Raw genomic sequence first — 21877 nt, 5'->3', positions numbered from 1 at the left:
ATCCATATGAAAAGTAAATCGAATACATCTTCCTTGGCTGGTCACAAGAAGCAGATTTTTTGGATCGTCGTCATATTAAGCGTGGCACTTATGCTTGGCGGATTGCTTCTTCGCAGTAGTCCAGCTGTGCCCGATGCGGGCGACGCACATAGCGAGCATGGTGACGAATCGGAGCATGAGGATGAAGGGCATTCGGATGAGGATGCAGAAGCCGAAGGAGATCATGGCCATGATGAAGGAGGCGCCGATAGCGATCACGAGGTCGGTGCGGCAGAGAAAGATGAGCATGAAGATGAGCCCGAGGGAGCGGAGCATACTGAAACAGCAGAGGTAGAACTCTCAGAGACACAAATCCTAGCCGCCGGCATCTCACTGGCAACTGCTCAGCCCGCAAAGATAAAAAGCGCAATTGAGCTGCCTGGCGAAATTACATTCAACCAAGACCGCACAGCGCAAGTTGTGCCTCGTCTCTCAGGTGTCGTTGAAGCGGTCAAAGTCGATTTGGGCGAACAGGTGAAACAGGGGCAAGTACTTGCTGTGATCGCGAGTACAGACCTGTCGGAACGTAGAAGCGAGTTCTACGCGGCGCAAAAACGTCTTGCATTGGCTCAAAAAACCTATCGACGCGAAAAGGAGCTATGGGAAGAGCGTATTTCTGCGGAACAGGATTATTTACAGGCACAACAGGCTTTACGGGAAGCAGAGCTGACTGTTGCGAATGCAAACGCACAGCTACAAGCGCTTGGCAGTGATGCTGGCAAGCCAGACGCATTGAGCCGCTACGAACTCAGGGCGCCGTTCGATGGGATGATCGTTGAGAAGGACATCACGCTCGGTGAGTCAGTCAATACCGATGACCAGATATTCATCATTTCCGATCTCTCCACCGTGTGGGCAGATATCAGCGTTCCTGCCAATGCACTCAGCGCGGTACGAGTAGGCAGCAATGCCGTTATCGAGGCCACAGCATTCGAGTCCAGTGCCAATGGAACCGTTTCTTATGTCGGCTCACTTGTTGGTCAGCAAAGCCGCGCCGCTACCGCCCGGGTCACACTTCCCAACCCTGAAGGGGTTTGGCGCCCCGGCCTGTTCGTCAAAGTGCAGGTAGGCGCTGGCGAAGCATCCGTGCCAGTCGCAGTAAGTCCTGATGCGATCCACACATTGGAAGAAAAGCCGGTGGTGTTTGTACGGACCGACCATGGCTTTGCTGCTCAGCCAATCGTGAGTGGCCGCAGCGATAGTGACGCGGTCGAAATCAAGGAAGGCCTCCAGCCCGGAGCGCGCTATGCCTTGGATAACAGCTTCATCATCAAGTCCGAGCTTGGCAAAGCCAGCGCCTCGCATGCTCACTGATACGGAGTTATAGAATCGTGTTCGAACGTATCATTCGTTTTTCTATCGAGCATCGCTGGTTGGTTATGCTAGCCGTGCTTGGCATGGCAGCGTTAGGAGCTTACAGCTACCAAAAGCTGCCTATCGATGCTGTCCCGGATATCACCAACGTACAGGTGCAAATCAACACTGCGGCGCCAGGTTATTCCCCGCTGGAAGTGGAGCAGCGTATTACCTACCCGCTCGAGACGGTAATGGCTGGGCTGCCCAAGCTCGAGCAGACACGATCCTTGTCTCGATATGGACTTTCTCAGATCACAGTTATTTTTGAGGAAGGCACTGACATCTATTTTGCCCGCCAACTTGTGAACGAGCGCCTGGGAGGGGCCAAAGATCAGCTCCCAGATGGCGTCACTCCAACACTTGGCCCTATTTCCACTGGGCTTGGCGAAATCTATTTTTGGACGGTTGAAGCTGAGGAAGGTGCCACCAAATCGGACGGTACGCCGTATACCCCTGCTGACTTGCGTGAGATTCAAGATTGGATCATCAAACCGCAAGTCCGAAATGTACCTGGTGTTACTGAGATCAATACGATCGGAGGATATGCAAAGGAATATCAGATCGCCCCCAACCCAGACACTTTGCGGTCGTTTGGACTAACACTACAAGATTTGATCGAGGCGGTTGAGCAAAACAATAACAATCTAGGTGCCGGATATATTGAAAAGCGCGGCGAGCAGTATCTTGTTCGCGCTCCAGGACAAATGCAGTCTGTGGAGGACATCCGCGATACCCTTATTAGCAACGTTGACGGTACCCCAGTGCGTATCCGCGACGTTGCGACGGTCGAGGTTGGAAAGGAGCTCCGCACTGGCGCAGCCACCGAGAATGGCCGCGAAGTGGTACTAGGTACGGCCTTCATGCTTATCGGTGAAAATAGCCGAGTAGTTTCAAGGGCTGTCGACGACAAGATGAAAGAGATAAACCTTTCGCTTCCGGAAGGCGTAAAGGCAATTACTGTCTACGATCGAACTGTACTCGTAGACAAAGCTATATCCACCGTTAAGAAGAACCTCACTGAGGGTGCCATTCTTGTTGTGGTTATACTTTTTCTCTTCTTAGGCAATATCCGGGCGGCGATCCTAACCGCGCTTGTGATACCGCTTTCTATGCTCTTCACGTTCACCGGCATGGTAGCCAATCAGGTCAGCGCCAACCTGATGAGCCTAGGCGCATTGGATTTCGGCATCATTATCGATGGAGCCGTGGTGATTGTTGAGAACTGCGTGCGTCGACTTGCACACGCTCAGTCCCATCACGGACGGGCATTAACACTGTCCGAACGGCTTCATGAAGTATTCGCTGCGGCAAAGGAAGTGCGTCGGCCTCTATTGTATGGGCAGCTGATCATTATGATCGTGTATCTGCCGATATTCGCCCTTACAGGGGTAGAAGGTAAGATGTTCACGCCCATGGCGTTTACCGTAGTGACAGCGCTATTCGGGGCGATAATCCTTTCGGTGACGTTCGTCCCGGCGGCCGTTGCGCTCTTTATCGGTAAGCGGGTTACGGAAAAGGAAAACTTTCTAATCCGCAATGCTAAACGGGCCTACGCACCTGCGCTCGATGCGGTAATGGCCAACAAGCCAGCAGTGCTCACCTTTGCGGTAGTTGTAGTCATACTTTCTGGCCTCGTAGGGTCACGTATGGGCAGTGAATTCGTGCCTAGCCTCAACGAGGGAGACTTCGCTATCCAAGCCCTTCGTGTACCAGCTACCAGTCTTAGTCAGTCTGTAGAGATGCAGCAGCAGCTGGAGCGAAAGCTTATGGATGAGTTTCCGGAGATTGAACGCATATTTGCGCGAACTGGCACTGCGGAAGTGGCATCGGATGCTATGCCTCCAAATATCTCTGACGGGTACGTCATGCTGAAGCCACAAGAACAGTGGCCGGATCCAGGCAAGTCGCGTAATCAGCTCTTAAGCGAGGTGCAAGCATCCGCCGCTGAGTTGCCGGGCAATAACTACGAGTTTTCCCAGCCGATTCAGCTGCGTTTCAACGAGCTGATTTCCGGAGTTCGTGCCGCGGTAGCCGTGAAAATCTATGGTGATGACATGGACGTTCTTAACAGCACGGCGGCGGAAGTATCCGAGGTGCTAGGACAAGTACCAGGCGCTTCAGAGGTTACGGTCGAGCAGACGACTGGCCTTCCCATGCTCACGATTGATATCGATCGCGATCAGATCGCACGATACGGCCTGAGTCTAGATACCGTCCAGCAAGCGGTTGCAGTAGCTATCGGTGGCCGAGAGGCAGGCACCTTGTTTCAAGGAGATCGGCGTTTCGATATCGTGGTTCGTTTACCGGACGAGATACGCAGCGATCTCGCCGCAATTGAGCGGCTTCCAATTGCCCTTCCAAGGGAATTAAACAGCACCATAAGTTATATCCCCCTCGGCGAGGTGGCCACCCTGGATTTGGCCCCCGGTCCGAATCAGATCAGTAGAGAAGAAGGGAAACGGCGAATTGTCGTCAGTGCAAACGTCCGTGGTCGTGACATTGGATCATTCGTATCTGAGGCAGAACAGAAAATCCAGGCCCAGGTAGATATCCCGGCAGGTTATTGGATCGACTGGGGCGGTACCTTTGAGCAGCTTGAATCGGCAACGAAGCGGCTGCAGATTGTCGTCCCCGTGGCGCTGCTCCTGGTCTTCATTCTGCTTTTCATGATGTTCAACAATGTCAAAGACGGTTTGTTGGTCTTTACAGGGATTCCATTTGCGCTCACCGGAGGCATTGTTGCGCTGTGGCTCAGAGATATCCCATTGTCCATTTCAGCAGGTGTTGGCTTTATTGCTCTGTCAGGCGTCGCCGTTCTAAATGGCCTGGTAATGATCTCCTTCATCCGTAGCCTACGGGAGCAAGGTTTACCTCTGGACACTGCGATCCGCGAAGGTGCCCTTACCCGGCTACGACCGGTATTGATGACAGCCTTAGTGGATTCACTCGGGTTCGTTCCAATGGCCTTGAATGTGGGTACCGGTGCAGAGGTACAACGTCCCCTTGCGACGGTGGTGATCGGGGGGATTCTCTCCTCAACGGTGCTAACGCTATTAGTTTTGCCGTTGCTCTACCAGATGGCTCATCGACGCGAAGACGAATTGGAGGAGCAAGAAATCGCGTTGGCCGCTGACAGAACAAGCTAGAGATTGGATGGCGGCACACAACGCCCCGTTCTTGCTAGCTAGCGAGAACGGGGCGCGTTAATTATCGGAGCGCAGTTTCATTAGCGGCGCAGCGGACAGCACAGCCTTTGTGGCGCAGTCTGATGCATCTAAGCGGTAAATAAAAAATTGCTCAGCGCTTAGTGCGTATGACTTTCGCTACATACGCGTCCTTGACCTGATGGCTTTCACCCACGGTGAGCTGACGAAGGATTATGCAAACAGCGACTGACCTGCCCCGGTCGGCAGCAAAGGGCGATAGCTACGACAAAGCCCTGGCTGGAACGATCAGCGGGCTGTGCAAGGCCGAGCTGACACCGTCAATCATGGGCGAACCGTGAGGCCTTTGAGATAGCGACCCAGACATGGGTGCGCTGTACGCCACAGCGTCTGTTCAGCTCACTCGGACATGATCCTTGCGAAGGCTAATAACAACAGATCAGGCAATGGCGGCCTGACTTAAACGAAACGGCTTATATAAATTCCGGGCGATTCGCTGGTAGCGATGTTGCGGGCAAGTTATGGAAACAAAAAAGCGCCCCGAAGGGCGCTTAGAGTGCAACTGCTTCCAAAGGAGATTGGAAGCTGCCGGAGGCGAATATCGTTCAGATATGAAGCGGTTAGTCAGCTTTGGTTTCTTTCTTGCTTTCCGTATTGTTCTGATCTTGGCGGGTATCCTTAATCTGTAATTCGTCTATTTTTCGTTTGGCGGATTCGGTTCCGTGAATTCGTTTTTGATCTGCTCGGAATTTTTCATTAAATTTAATTGAGCGGTCGTAACCATCTTCTGCATAAGACAATGCGGAGCCGCAGATTACCAAACCAACAACAATAGCTTTCAACAGATTCATAGGGCAGTCCTCGCTAAATTCAAAGGTGGCTTGCTGAGCTTTCTCGCTGAGCCCTGCAGGTTCGAATGAATTTTGCGTGATTGAAGTTAACAGCAGCATGAGCCAAGCATTACATTATTGAAATGTAATGCTTCCATTGCGCGGTGACATGAGCGCCTTGCTTCGTCATGTCAGCACCGAGGCGCACCAATCTGCAAGGGCCTATCCTACGAAAAGAATGATTGGAAGATTACAATTTTGTCATCTTCGGATTGACGCCGCATCATCTATCATTAGCGAGCAACGTCGTTTAACGTTTGAGAGGGATCGGCCAGTTATCGGCAAGTTTCAGACGATAATGCACGAACTCGCTTGAGAGTGGTCGCATTTCTGTCAGTGTGGTTTGGAAGGCCAGATGGTATTGGTGCTAGTATTATCTATTACTTTTTTGGGCTCCCTATCCTTGTCTTATGTTATTTAAGGACGGTTAAAAACCAATGGCTCACGAACATAACCATAACACCGAAGCCATAGGCGATAAGCGTTTAATCGCTGGGCGGCCGCAAAAACTGAGTGCAACACCTGACCTTTCCGGTACGGTGTTGCCCCATGTCCTATTCCGAACTCAGCGTCGAAGAGCGCGCCGCCATTCAACTCGGTCAAGCCCAAGGTTTCAGCCTGCGCGGGATTGCTCGCCTGATCAACCGATCGCCCTCGACCATCAGCCGCGAGCTGAGACGCAATCAAGACGGCATTGGTGCTTACGCGGCCCGTAGCGCCCAACAACAGATGAGGATTCGGCGCCAAGCCTGCCGGCCCAAGCGCAAGCTGCTGCCGGGCAGTGAGCGCTTCGAGTTGGTGGTCCACATGCTGCGTGAGCGTTTGTCTCCCGAGCAGATTGCCGGCAAGCTGCGCAGCATGAACATTTCCAGCCTTAGAGATGCCTACGTCTGTCGCGAGACGATCTACAACGCGATCTATGCCCTGCCGGTCGGCGAACTGCGCAAGGAGCTGATCATCTGCCTGCGCCAAGGCAAGACGGCCCGCCGGCCGCGCTCTGGCGGTGTAGATCGGCGCGGCCAGATCCCCGAGATGGTCAGTATCCACGTGCGCCCGCCGGAGATCGAAGACCGACTGATGCCGGGCCATTGGGAAGGCGACCTGATCAAGGGCAAGGCCAACGCCTCGTCCGTAGGCACCTTGGTAGAGCGCACCAGTGGCTACCTGATCCTGGTGAAGATGAACGACGCGACGGCGACCTCGGCGATGGAAGGTTTCAGCGCGGCGCTCAATCGCATGCCGCTGGCGATGCGCAAGAGCATGACCTACGACCAGGGGCGGGAGATGGCGCGGCACGCCGAGATCACCCAGAAGACCGGGGTGGCGATCTACTTCTGCGACCCGCACAGTCCTTGGCAGCGCGGCAGCAACGAAAACATCAATGGCTTGATCCGCCAGTACCTGCCCAAGGGCACAGACCTGTCGGTACACAGCCAGGAAGAGCTGGATGCCATTGCACTGCAATTGAATATGCGCCCGCGCAAGCGCTTCGACTTCAAATGCCCGATTGAAGTCATGAGCGAGGTGATGCAAGAAGCCATGGCTATGCGGCATGATGCTCCAGCTTCAATTCAATAACCGTGTTGCACTCAGCTCCTGAAACCGCCCTGCCATTGGCGTTAATACTGTGCTAACTCTGGCACAAGTTGTTGGAGGAATACTTTCTGGCAGTTTATCGCTCATAGCTGACGCGCTACATAACTTGAGCGATGCCGCATCACTGGTTATTGCGCTCATCGCACGTAAAATCGGTCGCAAACCGCCAGATGCTTTTAAAACCTTCGGCTACCGACGCAGTGAAACCATAGCGGCTTTGATTAACTTGGTCACGCTGATTATCGTTGGTCTCTACCTCATCTACGAAGCTATAGGTCGGTTTTTTGCCCCACAGCCCATTGAAGGATGGACAGTGGTCGTGGTGGCGGGAATAGCCTTGATTGTAGATGTCGTCACGGCCTTGCTCACCTACACAATGTCTAAGAATAGCATGAATATAAAGGCGGCATTCTTGCACAATGTGTCGGATGCGCTGGCCTCCGTCGGTGTTATTATTGCCGGAACATTAATCCTTCTGTATGACTGGTATTGGACAGATACTGTACTGACGCTGATGATTGCTGGTTACGTGCTATGGCAGGGCTTTAGCATGCTACCTAAAACCATTCACTTGTTAATGGAGGGCGCACCAGAAGGAGTTTCCATCACTGATATAATCAATGTCATGGAGCAAGTGGACGACGTTGTGAGTGTTCACCACGTACATGTCTGGGAAATTGCCGAACATTCAACTGCATTGGAAGCTCACGTTGTCATCAAGAAGGCTAGCCTGCCCGAAATTGAACGAGTGAAGACTGATTTAAAACGTGTACTTCATGAGCGATTCAAAGTCAGCCACTCGACACTTGAAATGGAGCTAGACGGCAGTGTTTGTATCGACACCAGGCAGGCCGACAGTCATCGCAGCGAAGCATAAGCCTGCTTTGCGCTCACCGCTGTTGCTAGACAGTTATCTCGATATCAACGGAGTGAACTTGCGACATCACTCGTTGGCGCTATGTCTTCGACCAGAGACATGCTAGCGGCATGTGGCCAAAGCAGCTCGTCACGAGGAGATCAGGCTAGGTCGTGGCACCTTCGGCAGGCTGCCGCGACGAGCAAGCCCCGCCAGTCGCTACCGCCGCGGACGCTCAGAGCCAGCGGCGGACTCGTGCACGGTAGCGGGCAAATGATTCGCCGAACAATGTTTCCAGCGCCCACTCTTCGGCTGGGATCTGGAAACGGTTCATGTACAGCACGAAAGCAACTACGCCAAGCAGGGTTAGAGGCGAGGCCAAGACCAGCGCCCAAGCCGCCAGGATAATGGCAAAGCCTAAGTACATGGGGTTGCGGCTGTACCGGTAGATGCCAGCCTCCACTAATGCAGAAGCCTGCTGCGGCTGCAATGGATTAACCGTAGTACGCGCGCGGCGAAACGACAGGACGCCGGCGAGGCACACGCCGAGCCCCAGGAGCAGTATTGGCAAAGCGAAGGTCAGGCGCGCGGTCCATGCCAGTTCGAAGCCCGGCAATTTGGTTCCCGACAAACCCATCAGCACAGCCATCAGGCCCGCCACGAGCAGCGGTGGCACGCGGTTTTCCAGCGCGCTCATAGTGTCATTTCCGTGCCTTGGCCACTTCGCTGTTCACCAACTGGCGCAGCGGCTCCGGGCCAAACTCGCTGAGCGCACGACCATTGACAAAAAAGGTCGGCGTGCCACGAACCCCAACGGCCTTAACGTCCTGCATGTCCGTTTCCAGCACGGCGTTGACGCCAGGCGTATGCATGTCCTGGCGGGCCTGCTCCAAGTTCAAACCGACGCGCTCTGCGGCAGCCCATGCCTGCGTTACCTTGGGGTCATCGTGCCAACCGGGTTGGGCCTCCAGCACAGCCTCCAACACTTGTTCATGGAGATTTTGCTTACGCGCCGCCTCCAGCATCCGCGCCACCTCTTCGGAGCCTTGATGGAACAGTACATAGCGCAGCACCAAACGCACGTCTTCCGGGTTCTCGGCGAGGATCTGCTTCACATAGGGGTGGAAGGCGCGACATGCCTCGCAGGAAGGGTCAAAGAATTCGACGATGGTTACTGGGGCCTGCGCCGGGCCGAACACCGGTGAGTGGAAGCGAACCAACTGGCCGCCGCCTTGTTTGGTTTGTGTCGCGGCCTCTTGGGCGGTCGAACCGGGAGCCTGGGCCTGTTGAGGCGACTGGGAGGGGGAATAGAAGAATGCAGCGGCAGCAAAGACGGCCAGGATCACGACACTGACGATCAGGACCACGGAACGGCGATTCATGGGGCGGTTCTCCGACGGATAATAATGAGCAGGATGCCGATAAGGATAAAAGCTAACAAGGCGAGCGCCGGCAGGGGCACTACGCCGAAAAGGGTCATTCCGGCGCCTGAGCAGGATGGACCGGTGGCCGTGCAGGGCTGGATCGGCTGTGGAATCAGCCCTGCATAGAGCAGCGTATGAACAAATGCCAGCGCCGCACCGATAACGGTCAGCGGTAGGGCATAACGCCAGACTGTGAAATCCGAGCGGTAGCAGGCGATGGCCAGGATCACCGTCAGCGGAAACATGAAGGCTCGCTGGAACCAGCACAGCACGCAGGGTGCCTGGCCCATCACCTCGCCAATGAACAGCGCGGACAGGGTCGATATCAGTGCGACCAGCCAGGTTAGCAGCAGGAGATTCCAGGTCATGCCTGAAGGTTGAGGATTCATCTCGGTTAGCTCCTGGCGGTGAAGAACACTTGCGTCAGACCCGCCATCCGGTTTTTTCGAAACACCATGCTTCCTCTTCTCGGTAGGACTTGTTGGAGCGTTGTAAACCTTCGCCCACTGGCACAAGCGAAAAGCAACCAGGCAGCCCGCTGCGTAACCAGCCTCAACGCTGGGTTAAATCCGATGCCAGTGCGAGAATGTCGCCCTTGCGCAACAAGGGAAGATATCAGATGTCGCGGGACTGGCTGGAAGAACACCAGATAGCATTTTATTTCGCGGCGGTGGTGGCCGCTGCCATTGCAGGTTTGAGCTCTGCGCAATTCACCGGACTGACGGCCATAGCCATCACACCGGCGATTGCCGTGCTGATGTATGCCATGTTTTTGCAGATTCCTTTTCTGGAGCTGCGAGAAGCTTTTGCCAACCGCCGCTTCGTCGGTGCCTTGTTGCTGGCCAACTTCCTGTTGGTGCCATTAATGGTGTGGTTGGTGACGTGGCCGCTCTCATCGAACAAGGCCTTGTTGGTCGGCGCGCTGCTTGTCCTGCTGACGCCTTGTATCGATTACGTGGTGGTCTTCACCCACCTGGGCAAAGGGGACTCTCGTCTGGTGCTCGCGGCGACGCCATTGCTGCTGTTGCTCCAGCTTCTGCTGCTGCCCCTCTACTTGCAGCTAATCCTTGGTTCCGAAGCCGGCACAGTGATCGAGCTGTGGCCCTTCGCAGAAGCATTCCTGTTACTGATCGTCCTACCCTTGGTAGCGGCTGTGCTCACCGAATTTGGCGGGCGCCGATCTCAGCTGGTTCGCGCATGGAACGCAGGTTGGGCCTGGCTGCCAGTGCCTGCGATGGCCCTGGTTCTAATCGTGGTGGTGGGTTCGCAGATCGCGGCCGTAGTGTACCAACTGGACATCCTGGCGCCGTTGCTTCCGGTATACGGAGCGTTTCTATTACTCGCTCCCGCCCTCGGCGTACTCAGCTCCCGGCTATTTGGCTTGGAGGCTTCTGCCGCACGGGCAGTGGCCTTTAGCTCAGGCACTCGCAACTCGCTTGTAGTGCTTCCCCTGGCCCTAGCGCTCCCGGAGTCCATTCGCGCGCTGGCCGCGGCGGCTGTGATTACTCAGACACTCGTAGAACTGATTGGTGAATTGATCTACTTACGGGCGATTCCAGCCATGGTCAGAAACAGTTGAGCCTCGTCGAAATCGGCGAGAGCGCTCATGCCTCGTGCTGTGGAGCAAGATTGATCAGCGGCGCAATGATGAGCTGAGCGGAGCGCGCCCAAGAAACCAGTGCCTCAAGATCCATCTGTAGAGATTGGGCTTCTGTCCAGATACAAGCACTCTCGGCAGGCACCGTAAGAGCGATGCCCTCAACTATCGTCAGAGCCATCGCATGCAATCTCAGTAGCTCGTCGCGAATGGAGGTGATTCCACCCAGTTCCACCAAGCAGACGTCCAAGCGATCAACCAGCCGGAGCAGTTGAGAGGTGTCGAAGCTGTCGCGCAGGTTTTCCAACGCCACGGCGTCCACTTCGCCGTACGGTGTAAGGCGGAAGGATGCGGGAGGAATGTTGATCATGGCGTTTTCTCGGTATCTAGCTGGCTAGGTCTGATCACCCGCAGCGAGCCGGCAGCTTGTTGGAACACCGAGTCCTTGATCCAGGGCTCCGGTGGCCGGTTTAGCTTGAGGTTGAATTCGCCGAAGCGCTTGAGGTTGCTGGTCAGGTAGAGTGGTTGGGCCCCCTTCAGCATACATAGCGGAACTGGTGTAGACGACTAGCCCTGAGCTAGGCCTTGGGCTTTCAAGCAGCTCCAATGATCGGCACTGAAGTGCTAGGGAGCGGATTACTTCTAAAATTCTGGCTAACACGCTCACACTTAAAAACGCTTCTGGATATGCTGGAAAAAGGCAAGCCAAGCAGGCGAAAAATTGACACTAACTACTTTCAATACAATGGTTATTTCTTGGGATATAACTCTTCTAAAGATAATGCCGGTAAATACGGATTTGAAGAAAGCCCTGCTGAAATCAAGCAAAAAGTGAAAGAGCTTTTACTAATCTAGCTCGGTCGAACAAACTAGGTCTATTGCTCGTTGAGTGATCGTCTCTGAGCATTTTAACTGCTGCCGTTGCTGGCAGCCATGAGTCAAAAATTGCACTCAACGACAGGCAGCTTTTGGCCGAAAGCAGCCGTAGGTTGCTTTGAAGTGAGAACATCAAATGGATGTCATCACGGACGTCGTGATCAGCCTGTTACTCCATCGCGAGGCTTACGAACCCTAGGCTTCTAGCATCTTGTCGATTGCGGGATTCGCGCGGCTGGATGGCGTCGGTTGGAGCGAATACCCAGGGAGCGCTAGATCACTCCGAGCCCATGCTGTTCCATTCGGAATCTGATGGCCTCGACGGGATCAGAAGGTGGGATCGGATAGTGTTCGTCTTCATATTTCTCGATCAACGCTGCGAGCGCTTCTAGCGCATCACTCTCTGGCGTACCGATCGGGGCACCCCACAGTTGCTCCATAAGCGCCAAAGCGGTAGCTAGGTCGCCATCAGTACGAATCGGCTTGATCTTCATTAAAACTGCCTCGACATTAATGGATGCACTGTACCTGCATAAGCCAGGGCGCTAATTTTTAAACTAGGTGCTCCTGAAGAGGGCTGGATAACCTGATAGTCGCGCCGCTATGCAAAGCATAATATACGGCGCTTTGGGGTTAGCTAGTTAATGGAAATTATACAGGTCATTCGTCTTTTGCCAACCATCTGAGTCTCGCCCTACGGATATAGCTTGGGGAAACGCCTAGGCGCTCGGCTAAAATTCGGTCAGAGGTCAAACCAAACTCGGCTGCAATTTTAGCAGTGATTTTTGGATATGGTTTTTCAAACGCTTTTATTCCCAGCTCTTTTCGTTTGGATTTGATCGGGTAGTTACTAACTTTTAGCCTATCGGCTAACTCGTAGTCGGGCATAGTGCCAAGAAGCGCAATCGTTTGCTCGTTCCAAATTTCCTCAAGTGGTTGGAACTTAGGCCGGAGGGGTTTTGGCTCCGGAATACCAAACTCAGTTCGAGCCTCCTTAATGCTTTTTGCGGGAATACCGAGGTCTTTGGATAGGCTGTAGTCCGTCTGTACTGCCAGCCGCTCAATCAGCGATTGTGTAAGTTCTAGCTTGAAGCTGAATTCGGCGATACCGTTGGCCTTTCGATACCGGCGGACGGTAGTCGCTCCCACCCCAAACCTCCTCGCTATTTCGCGGTCGCTGAACTGGCCGACCTGGGCTTTCCAGTCGCTTTTACGCATGTGCATTTCCTCCATTTTGAGCAGGCGAGAAATTCACCGCTCTATGAGGTAGTGCTCAGAGCAAGTGCACCGATTCCAGTTCGATATGCCTAGGCACCGAAAATATTATCGAATAGTGAGCGGGCGGCCCTATGTCTAGTGCCTGGAGGGGGATGGCCTCGACTTTGGAAGCTGCAGCGCTTCCAACCCGCGCATGCGCGGAATCCGTGTGAGAATACTCGGCGTATCGACCTGGTTTTCCGCGCATGCGCGGAAAACCAGGTGTGGTGTCAGCCGATTCTGAAAAATCAGAACCAGCTTCTGGATTTCCATGGCATGCCCGAATTGGGGGACTTCGGCTTAGCACTATTAGCTAGTACTCACACGATAGGACTAGCTGATGTCGAACTCACTAAGCCAGCCAAGGGATGCCGGCTGCGAAACCACATTCAAAGAGCTGCTACAGCTGGCAGCAGGGTCCGGGCGTGACGTAACTGTCATAACAGAGATTCTGAAATTTATAGATGCTCATCCTCAGCTCATAGATTTTCCCCGAATAATCCAAGGGTTGTTAAACGCGCTGAATGAAATGGAAAAGCCGCCGGTTCTGTTCGTCGGTGATTTTGATCCCGTGGTCTGGCGGCATGAGTGTCACTGGATAATTTCTAATAGGAGCAATCCGCGGTTCATCTCAGCCCTGGGCCCTCGTTTTTTTTCCGGAGATGAGGCGCGCAGGCGTAATCCAATCATTGGACAGGGCGTCCAGGATTACGCTTTCCCGTATGCAATGTTATGGCATGAGCCGGCCGATGTTGATGGCGCGCCAGATTACTACCGGCTTGTAGGACAGCTACTGGTGGCGCATCAGGAGAGCTCTGGTGCATCGGACCTTCGCGGCCAGAAATACAATGCATATCTCAAGCTGCGTACGCTTTGCGCGAAGGAACTACTGACCGTCCCTGCAGAGCTAAATATTTGGTCTAGTCCAGCCATATTTATGCGGAGCTGCACAGTTTTCGATCCCAGTATTTCAGTCGACGTCCATGCTGATGCCTTTCCTGCTGTTACCCGGCTAGTTCGTTATTGCGGGGGCGATCAGCCACCTGAGCGTCGTGGTGGTGGTGGCAATCATCGAGGCAGGATGCCAGTCCGCTCCGGATTAGGTGTGGTAGTAAGTCAAGGGGTAACCAAGTTCCCTCTTGATGATCCGGACGATCCCGATCTACTGCCAGGCCATATTAGTTTTGTTGTTCCACGGTTAGACCATGATTTCGACGAAGAATTGCCCGACGGCGAAATCACTGCGCCAGATGAACTCTGTTTGATCGATACCGGCGGCGAAGTCAGGCCCTATGTCGCCGAGTTGCTCAGCCATCAGGGAATCCTCGCCCATATTGCCCGCGCTCGGCAGTTCTTACCGTTCGGATTCAACCTGCTGACGTTGCCCGAATTAGCAAATCTCCTGTTCAGCGTCACTGATGAATTTCTGCAGTGCCGGGAGCGGTTCCGCACAGCGCCACTGCCAGAGCAGGTAGGCATCCGTACGCGCATGGAGGCGCTACTCGCCCTACATCTCATGCTCTGGTTCGGCAGGTCACTTGAGGATTGCACAAAACTACAGATCTCTGAGGGCGGCGCGCGCCCGCGGGTGGCGTTTGAGCTTATACCTGCTAAAGACTTGGAGTCTGCTGAGTTCAGGTTTTTAATACCTACACCAGATTACGCTGCGGAGGAGCAACTGCCCCCTGAAACGGTTCGAAAGAGGGGGGCGGCAGTTTCAGTACCGGATATGGTGGGAGCCGCGACGTTAGTATTGGGAGTCAGAGCGCTGCCATCTACGACCGGAACGGCCGTATTTGCCGGGAAAGTTAAGAAAATTGAGAGCGAAGTTCGTGTCCTCTTGAAAGAATTGGGGGGAGGTGACCCGCGATATACAGTTCACAAGATTCGTTCCTATTTACATCGCCAAATAATCACCGATACACACGATGTGGTTGCGGCCACGATGTTGTCCGGGCTGCCTTGCCTGTCGGCTAATACTGCGCTTTATTACACCCAATACAGCGTTGATCACCTACGCAGCCTCTATTGTCATTCAGTGCGAAATGTATTAACCGCTATTTACGGCACAGTAGGTTTGGAGGCGCCAGTTACTAACGTCATTAGCTCTTCAGAGATGGCGGTTGGTGCCCGAAATTGTCTGAAACTTAGCGCTGTGAAAAACAATCTTGAAGCATTGCTCGCAGTGCTGCGCAAACGCCCACGAAAAGATATTCAAGAGCTGATTCATTGGCACAACTGCCTGACGCTCTGGACCATCCTCATGTTCCTAATGGCGACCGCGTGTCGAGCCATCCGCAACCCGCTAAAAGCAGTGGAAGAGTTCGAGCAACGAAGTGGCCACGGCGCACTGGGCGATAAAGGCGCAGATGACGGTCACATGAGCCGTCTGGTAGTGATGCCTGAGCTACTGCGTCGGCAGCTAGAGGCATACGACGCGCACTGCTGTGCAATTCGTGTGAAGTTCAAATACGGCCTACCTGCACAGACTCCTCCTAGGTCCGGTTTTTTCCTGTGGTTTGCTGATGACAATCGGCTGTACTACGAGGAAATCCGTCCGTCACATATCGACGCATATATGCGGCAGGTGGTTGGTTTTACACCCCATCCAGTGAACGGTTTCCGCAAGTTGCTGAGGACCGAGCTCGCAGAGCGTGGGTGCCCGCCTGAAACGCTTGCCGCATTCATGGGGCACTGGCTGCATGGCGAGGCGCCCCAAGAGTCGTTCTCAAGCTTTTGTCCTGGCGCTTATGTCCAGAGCCTCCATGCGTATTTATTGCCGCTGATGAGAGAGCTCGGTTGGATGGTTCGCAACAGCCACCTAGTTAAGGAGGCTAAATGACCATTTCGACCCTTTCTGAGGAAATGCTGTCAGCAATTTGGAGTCCTGAAAAATACGATCCAGAATGGAAGAGCGAATTTCTTCAGACGCTCAAGGAGCGCTGCAGAGACTCCAACAATGTCATCGGAGAATGGCTCTGCGGTAAACGTTCGCTGAGAAATTTTCCTGTCGAAAAGATGCGGGAGCTTGAGAATCAGCTTGAAAGCTCGACATTACGCAATGCACTGCGAGACGTAACAAGCCGGGCGCGGCGATTCAACCCGAGCCTGCCGCTTGCCCACATAGCGATCGACACGCGGCGTCCCGCAAATCCAATCAATCCCGACTTGTATACAGCAGAGAACATCTCAGCCAGTCGAGACGTGATCGATTCGCTGGAACGGGCGCTGAGACACGACCTGGAGCAACTCACCCCCCACTGCCGGGTTGGGCTACTCCTGCTGAGCGCCGCCTACTATGGCGCGCTGATGGACATCCCCCAGCTAAATGCGCTGACCCAGCTTGATGTAGGTCAGATTATTTGGGTATCTGGGATACCAGAGTTCCGGCTCAAGCTTTCAATCCGTGGGCAATCCGAGGCTGAGAGTAGGCAATGGTTCCCAGATCCGATGACACTGGCACTGTTGTCCCGTTGCGCTCCAGATCTAAGTGAATTGAGACCTTATCTGTCCAAGAGGGACGGAAAACTTCACTGTATTCAGGCGGCATTGGCCGTAGGTGGGGTAGATAATCAGAGCCAACCCGCGTCTCTCAGTCGACTGTTTGAGCTGCTGCGTATCAAGCGCCAAACGCAGCTACCGCAGCTGTTGATCAATTACACCACCAGATACGGTTACGTGACGCATTCTGTCTTGGCGGACTCATGGCTGCATCTGCAAGGTGACAGATCGTCTTCAAATCATGAACAAAAAAGCAAACGTAAAAAGCATCGGCTGGGTAGGCCCGAACAACGAGTTCCGGGATGGCTGACGACGTTATGTCGGCAGGTCCGTAGAGGACGGGTTTCGGTACTGGAGGTTGAGCAGGTACCTACGACGCTAGAAGAATTGATCACCGGTTGGGCATCGTTTCTGCTTCATGGCCGCTCGTTCTATGGCAACCCTTTGCAGTCCAAAACGGTTGCCAACTATGTTAGAGACGTCGGTATAGGATTGGACAATTTGCTGTCTGTTGGGTCGATTCTAGATGTTCCGCCGGACGCGTTAGAGGAGTTGTATGAAACGCTGCTGGAGGTACAACCCACGGCGCCAATGAGGAGAAACCTAGCCAAGGGCCTGCTGGAGTTTCATGGATACCTGCAAAACAGCTTCTCCTATCCACCAATCAGCCCCTATGCCGCATTGGGTATTGGGAAAACGCCTCAGTTCGTTGATGCCCAGATCATCAATGAAGAGCAATATCGTCAGGTGCTGCGAGACCTGGCCACAGGCCCGCTAAGCCATCGCTCACCGCGTATTGCTATGGTCGCGCAGGCTGTGGTGATTTTCGGATACCGACTGGGATTGCGGCGTAATGAGTCGCTGAAGTTGCTGCGCCGCGATCTGCAGTTACCGACGCTCTCTGCCGCACGTGCAGCTGCACTGCGTAGACGGCATCCGAACCTGAAGCCGCTATCGGCTGAGCAGCGAACCGCGCTCAACCTTCCCGCGGCTCTGCATATTCGCCCCCATTCTCAGCGTGCGCTCAAAACGCGCAACTCAACGCGTACGCTGCCACTCCATGTGTTGCTCGAGCCAGATGAGCTGCAGCTGATAGAGCGCCTGGCGCGGTTGCGTGATGACGAAGAGGAGAAAAGTCCATATTCGGAATTTCTGTTCTGTATCCCCGAGCTGCAGACACGATGGGTTTCCGAATCCACCTTGTTACCTGCAATTCATGCCTCCCTCCGCCGGGTTACAAGATGCTCCGATATGCACTACCACCACCTGCGGCACTCGGCTGCAACCTGGCTCACCTTCAAGCTGGCCGCCACAGCGTTAGGGGCATGCGAGAACGCTCGACTTCTCTTCGGTGAGCAATCTCAGACGATGGCGTGGTTGCTGGATGCAGAAAGGTTAAATAATGCGTTTTTCCATTCCCGGAAAGCCGCCACCCGCCGTGTAATCCATATCACCAGCGCTGTGCTCGGCCATGCGAGCCCCAAGACGTCGCTGCTGCACTATGTGCACTGCATGTCTTGGCTATCGGCGTTGTGCTGGCAATGGGAGCCCAAGTTTTGGCCCCCTGGCCATGTCATCGCAAAAATTGCCGGGGTCAGCCTGCCAAGTAAGCCAGAAGATTTGGCTGCGCCAGGGTTGCCAGCTGAGATCCGCCATATGCGGCGCATCATCGGTCGTATCGGGGTATACAAACGCAGTAAACGTCGCAAAGTCAGCTACCCGATGAGCCCCATAGAATCGAATGGCGAAGGGAGGGCTCTGACAAGGATGAATGACATCTCGTCCATGCTCGCATACCAAGCGTACGCGGAAGCATCAGGACAGTCGGTCAACATGGACTGGGTGGAGTTTTCCGATGCGGATCGATCGGCCATGCTGGAGCGGGCAAGGTATATCCGTCAGCTTGGTAAGCACCGCCTTAGCGGTTCGGCGACTTGCGACCCGAACGGTAAAGTTGAGCTGGTGCCCAGGCCGCCCAGACACGGAGGTTTAGCTGGCGTAGCTGCCTACGCTGACCGGCTCTACCGATTGCTTGACGGCAGATATAAGGCAAAAACTAACAGGGTTCTGGATGACTTCGTCGAGCGCTGCTGGGCGAGCGATACCACGCTGCGATTCCACTCTGGGCAGGATGAGCAGAGCGTTCGAGAGTACCTATGGGTGCTGTCTGAGCTGCGCATTCCTTCTGCCGATATTGAGTTCATCATTTACGATGAGCGCACACCCAAGCGAACCAAAAGCCTTTGGCGAAAAGTGTTACGGAAGCCCCGTTTGAAGTTTATAGAGCAGGTGCCCGAGAACAGGCTTGTTGAGAATATGCACCTCGGGATCCGCGCTAGGCTACGCCTTACAGGTGCGGGTTTCACTGATCAGGAAAGGAACCATCATTCCGGCGCAGCATTGCGCTACCTCTTTCTGATGACTTCGATCGACTGGCATTTCCGAGCATGAAAGGGTGGGCATTCAGCCCTCCGGATCATCCTGCAGTTCCAGCAAATCGCCCACCTGGCAGTTCAGGTACTGGCAGATCGTTTCTAGGTCCTTGAGCTCCACCCGCTGCGCGGTCTCGTGATAGAGCCGCGTGAGGGTTCCGCGATTCATCCCTGTGTCCCTGACTACGTCACTGATTTTCAGCTTCCGCTCGCCCAGTAAGCGAGATAAATGGCACTTGACCATTCTAATCTCCGAAAAATGATCTTCAGAAGATCATTTTGCCCTTGCAAAGCTCAAAATGAGCGTTATATTGATCTGCAGGAGATCATTATGAGTTTTCAGAAGCTCATAAGAATCCGCTGACGTTCAATTTAGCAGAGAGGGCATAGCCATGTCTCACACATACCTGACTACCGAAGAGTTGGCCACGCGCATGAAGTACGACGCGCGCACCATCCGTAATCGCTTGAAAGATTCAGTCCTGCTCGAGGGGATCCACTACTTCCGCCCCTTTGGCGGCCGCAAGATCCTTTTCATCTGGGAAGCCGTCGAAGAAGACATGCAGAAATTCTCGCGGACTTCCGGGCTGGTTCCTATGGCCGGCGGGGGCATCTGCCATGGGTAAGATTCGTGCCCGCGCCGACAACGAGAAGTTGTTCTTTGACTTCACCTACCTGGATCAGCGCTGCCGCGAGCAGACCACGCTGCCTGATACGCCCGCTAACCGGAAAAAGCTCGAGAAGATCCTGGAGCGCATCGAAGCGGAAATTACCCTTGGGAGCTTCGACTACGCCACCTACTTCCCCCAAAGCAGCAAAGTGCTAGAGATCAGTCGGCTGCAGGCTGGCTGTGCATCGCTGAAAACACCACTGTTCAAGGATTTTGCAGAACTGTGGTTTGAGGAGATGAGGGTCGAATGGCGTGATACGCACGCCAAAACCGTGCGCCTTACCCTTGATAAGCATTTGCTGCCTGAGTTCGCTAAGAAAGAGGTCAGCGCCATCACCAAAGCAGAACTTCTGTCATTCCGCTCGGCACTCGGCAAAGTCCCCGGGCAGAAAGGTCAGAGTCTGACAGCGACGCGAATCAACCACATCATGACGCCATTGCGCATGATCCTTAGTGAGGCAGCTGACCGCTTCGAGTTTACCTCGCCATACCTCAACATCAAATCACTGAAAGTCCCCAAGACAGACGTGGAGCCCTTCACTCTGGATGAGGTGCTGCAGATCCTCGGCACAGTGCGTGACGATTTCCGCAACTACTACACGGTGCGTTTCTTCACCGGCATGCGGACGGCCGAAATTGATGGTTTGCAGTGGAAGTACGTCGACTTTCAGCGGCGGCAGATTTTGATCCGTGAGACCTGGGTGGGCGGCAAGCTCGACTACACCAAGAACGACGGTTCGCAGCGTGAGATCGATATGTCCGAGCCGGTTTATCAGGCGCTCATCGGCCATCGCGAGAAAACCGGCAGTGGGCAGTTCGTCTTCTGCACCCGCGAAGGTACGCCGCACGCATACCGCAACATCAACGACCGGGTTTGGTACCCGCTGCTGCGGCACCTGGGGTTGCGGCGGCGGCGCCCCTACCAAACTCGTCATACAGCCGCGACCCTGTGGTTGGCGGCTGGTGAAAACCCGGAGTGGATCGCCCGGCAGATGGGGCATACCACCACCGAGATGCTGTTCCGTGTCTATTCGCGCTATGTGCCCAACCTGACCCGCCGTGATGGCAGTGCCTTCGACAACCTGATCAAAGCCAATCTCAAGGCCTGAGGAGTTCCATCATGAAACTGATCAAATGCGACAACGTGACCCCTCTGCATCCATCTATGGAGGCCCGCGAGCATAAGTACCTCAAGCATCTGGCTTCAGCTATGAGTCACTACCTTGAGAACCCCCATGGCACCGAGCTTATCTGCGTCCTCGGCTCCGGCTACGAGAAGGATAACCGGCATGCCCTCGAGACCTGGGTCGCCTACCACCGCAACGAAGTGTTCGAAAAGCGCCTGGAGGGCCGTAGCCCGCTGGACTTTCTGATCGAGAAGCTTGAAAGCTTATTGGCTAACTAAGTGCAGAAGGGGCCGAAAGGCCCCTTCATTGTTCTCCCCCTGGCAGCGGCGAGCGTGATCCATTCACCCGCCGAGCTGCGTTTGGATCAACGGTTCCACTGTCGGCAAAGCGCAACTTGAACATCCAGTCAGGCAGTTAAAGACCCGGATCAGCGTATTGGTTACTATCCAAGGCGCGAACCAGAGCACATTTTTTCTCCTGCCCGTTGATGGGCAATAGGGAGGTCGGGAGTACAGGGACAGTGGTAAAGAAGCAGTGCGTATTGGCCAGCTGGGTTGGCGGGAATGATCTCAAGGCAGTTGCAGGTGCTGAGGCAGGCCCGATTCTGGCGACGCTGAACACGGTGTCCTTCGATAGCGTCGAACTGCTCTGCTCATACCCCTCCGAGCTAGTGGAGCCCTACCTGGCCTGGCTGCGCCAGCAGGTCGATGTACCCATCACCGCGCATTACTTTTTCCTGTCTTCCCCCGTTCATTTCGGCGAGATCTACCAGGCCGCCAGTCAGCATTTAAAGCGGCTGAATACTTCCGCCAATCAGCTCTCCATTCTGCTCAGCCCTGGCGGTTCGCTATGAAGGGCATGCTTAGGCCAGCGGCTCTGCTCAGCCTAGGTTGGAGTAAGTGCAACGACTTCGGCTGCTCAGAAATTTCAGTCGCTTATGCTGGAGGGAGTAACGGTTACCGATATAAGGAGCGCGGTATGATACTGGAAAATGGGCACACTGAATTCTTCCCCGGGCGGTCTGGCAGGCTAGGCGTTACCTTGTGTAGAGGATGGGAATCGCCATATGGAACCGGCTTTTTTTTTTCGTTT

The 21877-nt window shown here is 54.4% G+C and carries 21 protein-coding genes and 1 pseudogene; 13 read left to right on the top strand and 9 right to left on the bottom strand.

The window, feature by feature from the left end:
- The first annotated feature begins 6 nt into the window (after window positions 1-6).
- The 3 genes from F753_RS48975 to F753_RS49520 all read left to right on the top strand — a co-directional run bounded on the left by F753_RS48975 (window position 7) and on the right by F753_RS49520 (window position 4900).
- Window positions 7-1353: an efflux RND transporter periplasmic adaptor subunit gene (locus F753_RS48975; RefSeq protein WP_015275575.1), complete on the top strand. Its 1347-nt coding sequence runs from the start codon at window positions 7-9 to the stop codon at window positions 1351-1353.
- A gap of 17 nt (window positions 1354-1370) precedes the next feature.
- Entirely contained in the window at window positions 1371-4541 is a 3171-nt protein-coding gene (locus tag F753_RS32175; protein WP_023444717.1) for a CusA/CzcA family heavy metal efflux RND transporter, read from the top strand.
- 233 nt (window positions 4542-4774) lie between these two features.
- Window positions 4775-4900: a hypothetical protein gene (locus F753_RS49520; RefSeq protein WP_023444716.1), complete on the top strand. Its 126-nt coding sequence runs from the start codon at window positions 4775-4777 to the stop codon at window positions 4898-4900.
- A gap of 279 nt (window positions 4901-5179) precedes the next feature.
- On the opposite strand, the gene F753_RS0124765 is transcribed toward F753_RS49520, so the two are convergent.
- The gene (locus tag F753_RS0124765) at window positions 5180-5509 is read right to left on the bottom strand and encodes a hypothetical protein (RefSeq protein WP_023444715.1); all 330 of its coding nucleotides are present in this window, start codon (window positions 5507-5509) and stop codon (window positions 5180-5182) included.
- A 489-nt stretch (window positions 5510-5998) separates the two neighbouring features.
- Here F753_RS0124765 and F753_RS32170 point away from each other — a divergent pair, with 489 nt between their 5' ends.
- Window positions 5999-7027, top strand: a complete 1029-nt coding sequence (locus F753_RS32170) for an IS30-like element ISPfl2 family transposase (protein ID WP_011805384.1) — start codon at window positions 5999-6001, stop codon at window positions 7025-7027.
- Between the two features lie 34 nt (window positions 7028-7061).
- Window positions 7062-7922 carry a cation diffusion facilitator family transporter gene (locus F753_RS32165; RefSeq protein WP_051375861.1) on the top strand — a complete coding sequence of 287 codons (861 nt, stop codon included), beginning with the start codon at window positions 7062-7064 and terminating at the stop codon, window positions 7920-7922.
- A 214-nt stretch (window positions 7923-8136) separates the two neighbouring features.
- On the opposite strand, the gene F753_RS32160 is transcribed toward F753_RS32165, so the two are convergent.
- From F753_RS32160 to F753_RS32150, 3 genes are read right to left on the bottom strand one after another with little or no spacing between them, the layout of a single operon-like run.
- Window positions 8137-8598 (bottom strand): methyltransferase family protein, encoded by a 462-nt coding sequence (locus F753_RS32160; protein ID WP_023444713.1) that lies wholly within the window; start codon window positions 8596-8598, stop codon window positions 8137-8139.
- A gap of 4 nt (window positions 8599-8602) precedes the next feature.
- Window positions 8603-9283, bottom strand: coding sequence for a DsbA family protein (locus tag F753_RS32155; RefSeq protein WP_023444712.1), 681 nt, complete (start codon window positions 9281-9283; stop codon window positions 8603-8605).
- Complete coding sequence (locus F753_RS32150) at window positions 9280-9714, bottom strand: disulfide bond formation protein B (protein WP_031297409.1); 435 nt, start codon at window positions 9712-9714, stop codon at window positions 9280-9282. Before F753_RS32150 ends, F753_RS32155 begins: the two co-directional genes overlap by 4 nt.
- A 230-nt stretch (window positions 9715-9944) precedes the next feature.
- On the opposite strand from F753_RS32150, the gene F753_RS32145 reads away from it, so the two are divergent.
- The gene (locus F753_RS32145) at window positions 9945-10904 is read left to right on the top strand and encodes an arsenic resistance protein (protein ID WP_023444710.1); all 960 of its coding nucleotides are present in this window, start codon (window positions 9945-9947) and stop codon (window positions 10902-10904) included.
- A 25-nt stretch (window positions 10905-10929) separates the two neighbouring features.
- Here F753_RS32145 and tnpC read toward each other — a convergent pair whose 3' ends face one another.
- Together tnpC and F753_RS49515 are read right to left on the bottom strand one after the other, a co-directional pair.
- Complete coding sequence (tnpC, locus tag F753_RS32140) at window positions 10930-11292, bottom strand: Tn3 family transposase post-transcriptional regulator TnpC (RefSeq protein ID WP_003292676.1); 363 nt, start codon at window positions 11290-11292, stop codon at window positions 10930-10932.
- Window positions 11289-11465, bottom strand: coding sequence for a hypothetical protein (locus F753_RS49515; protein WP_003292677.1), 177 nt, complete (start codon window positions 11463-11465; stop codon window positions 11289-11291). The genes tnpC and F753_RS49515 overlap by 4 nt, the downstream gene beginning before the upstream one ends.
- A gap of 63 nt (window positions 11466-11528) precedes the next feature.
- Here F753_RS49515 and F753_RS49510 point away from each other — a divergent pair, with 63 nt between their 5' ends.
- Window positions 11529-11777, top strand: a complete 249-nt coding sequence (locus tag F753_RS49510) for a hypothetical protein (RefSeq protein WP_101153433.1) — start codon at window positions 11529-11531, stop codon at window positions 11775-11777.
- 305 nt (window positions 11778-12082) lie between these two features.
- Here the strand turns inward: F753_RS49510 and F753_RS32130 are convergent.
- Together F753_RS32130 and F753_RS32125 are read right to left on the bottom strand one after the other, a co-directional pair.
- Window positions 12083-12292, bottom strand: a pseudogene (locus F753_RS32130) (helix-turn-helix domain-containing protein); the annotation flags it as partial.
- A gap of 166 nt (window positions 12293-12458) precedes the next feature.
- Window positions 12459-13016 (bottom strand): hypothetical protein, encoded by a 558-nt coding sequence (locus F753_RS32125; protein WP_023444708.1) that lies wholly within the window; start codon window positions 13014-13016, stop codon window positions 12459-12461.
- A 379-nt stretch (window positions 13017-13395) separates the two neighbouring features.
- Here F753_RS32125 and F753_RS49505 point away from each other — a divergent pair, with 379 nt between their 5' ends.
- Both F753_RS49505 and F753_RS32115 read left to right on the top strand, forming a co-directional pair.
- A complete protein-coding gene (locus F753_RS49505; RefSeq protein WP_081262847.1) occupies window positions 13396-15897 on the top strand; it encodes a site-specific integrase in 2502 nt (833 codons plus the stop codon).
- Complete coding sequence (locus tag F753_RS32115; protein ID WP_023444705.1) at window positions 15894-19007, top strand: site-specific integrase; 3114 nt, start codon at window positions 15894-15896, stop codon at window positions 19005-19007. The genes F753_RS49505 and F753_RS32115 overlap by 4 nt, the downstream gene beginning before the upstream one ends.
- A 12-nt stretch (window positions 19008-19019) precedes the next feature.
- On the opposite strand, the gene F753_RS32110 is transcribed toward F753_RS32115, so the two are convergent.
- On the bottom strand, window positions 19020-19232 hold the full coding sequence (locus F753_RS32110; protein WP_019341961.1) for a helix-turn-helix domain-containing protein: 213 nt from the start codon (window positions 19230-19232) through the stop codon (window positions 19020-19022).
- 148 nt (window positions 19233-19380) lie between these two features.
- Here F753_RS32110 and F753_RS32105 point away from each other — a divergent pair, with 148 nt between their 5' ends.
- The 4 genes from F753_RS32105 to F753_RS32090 all read left to right on the top strand — a co-directional run bounded on the left by F753_RS32105 (window position 19381) and on the right by F753_RS32090 (window position 21638).
- Window positions 19381-19614 (top strand): hypothetical protein, encoded by a 234-nt coding sequence (locus F753_RS32105; RefSeq protein WP_019341962.1) that lies wholly within the window; start codon window positions 19381-19383, stop codon window positions 19612-19614.
- The gene (locus F753_RS32100) at window positions 19607-20767 is read left to right on the top strand and encodes an Arm DNA-binding domain-containing protein (protein WP_023444704.1); all 1161 of its coding nucleotides are present in this window, start codon (window positions 19607-19609) and stop codon (window positions 20765-20767) included. The genes F753_RS32105 and F753_RS32100 overlap by 8 nt, the downstream gene beginning before the upstream one ends.
- An 11-nt stretch (window positions 20768-20778) precedes the next feature.
- Window positions 20779-21063 carry a hypothetical protein gene (locus tag F753_RS32095; RefSeq protein WP_023444221.1) on the top strand — a complete coding sequence of 95 codons (285 nt, stop codon included), beginning with the start codon at window positions 20779-20781 and terminating at the stop codon, window positions 21061-21063.
- Window positions 21064-21326: 263 nt separating this feature from the next.
- Entirely contained in the window at window positions 21327-21638 is a 312-nt protein-coding gene (locus F753_RS32090) for a hypothetical protein (RefSeq protein WP_023444220.1), read from the top strand.
- The last annotated feature ends 239 nt before the right edge of the window (window positions 21639-21877 follow it).

Source organism: Stutzerimonas chloritidismutans AW-1 (assembly GCF_000495915.1).
GTDB lineage: Bacteria > Pseudomonadota > Gammaproteobacteria > Pseudomonadales > Pseudomonadaceae > Stutzerimonas > Stutzerimonas chloritidismutans.
The sequence above is the reverse complement of the archived record's forward strand: the minus strand, read 5'-3'. Positions and strand labels throughout refer to the sequence as shown.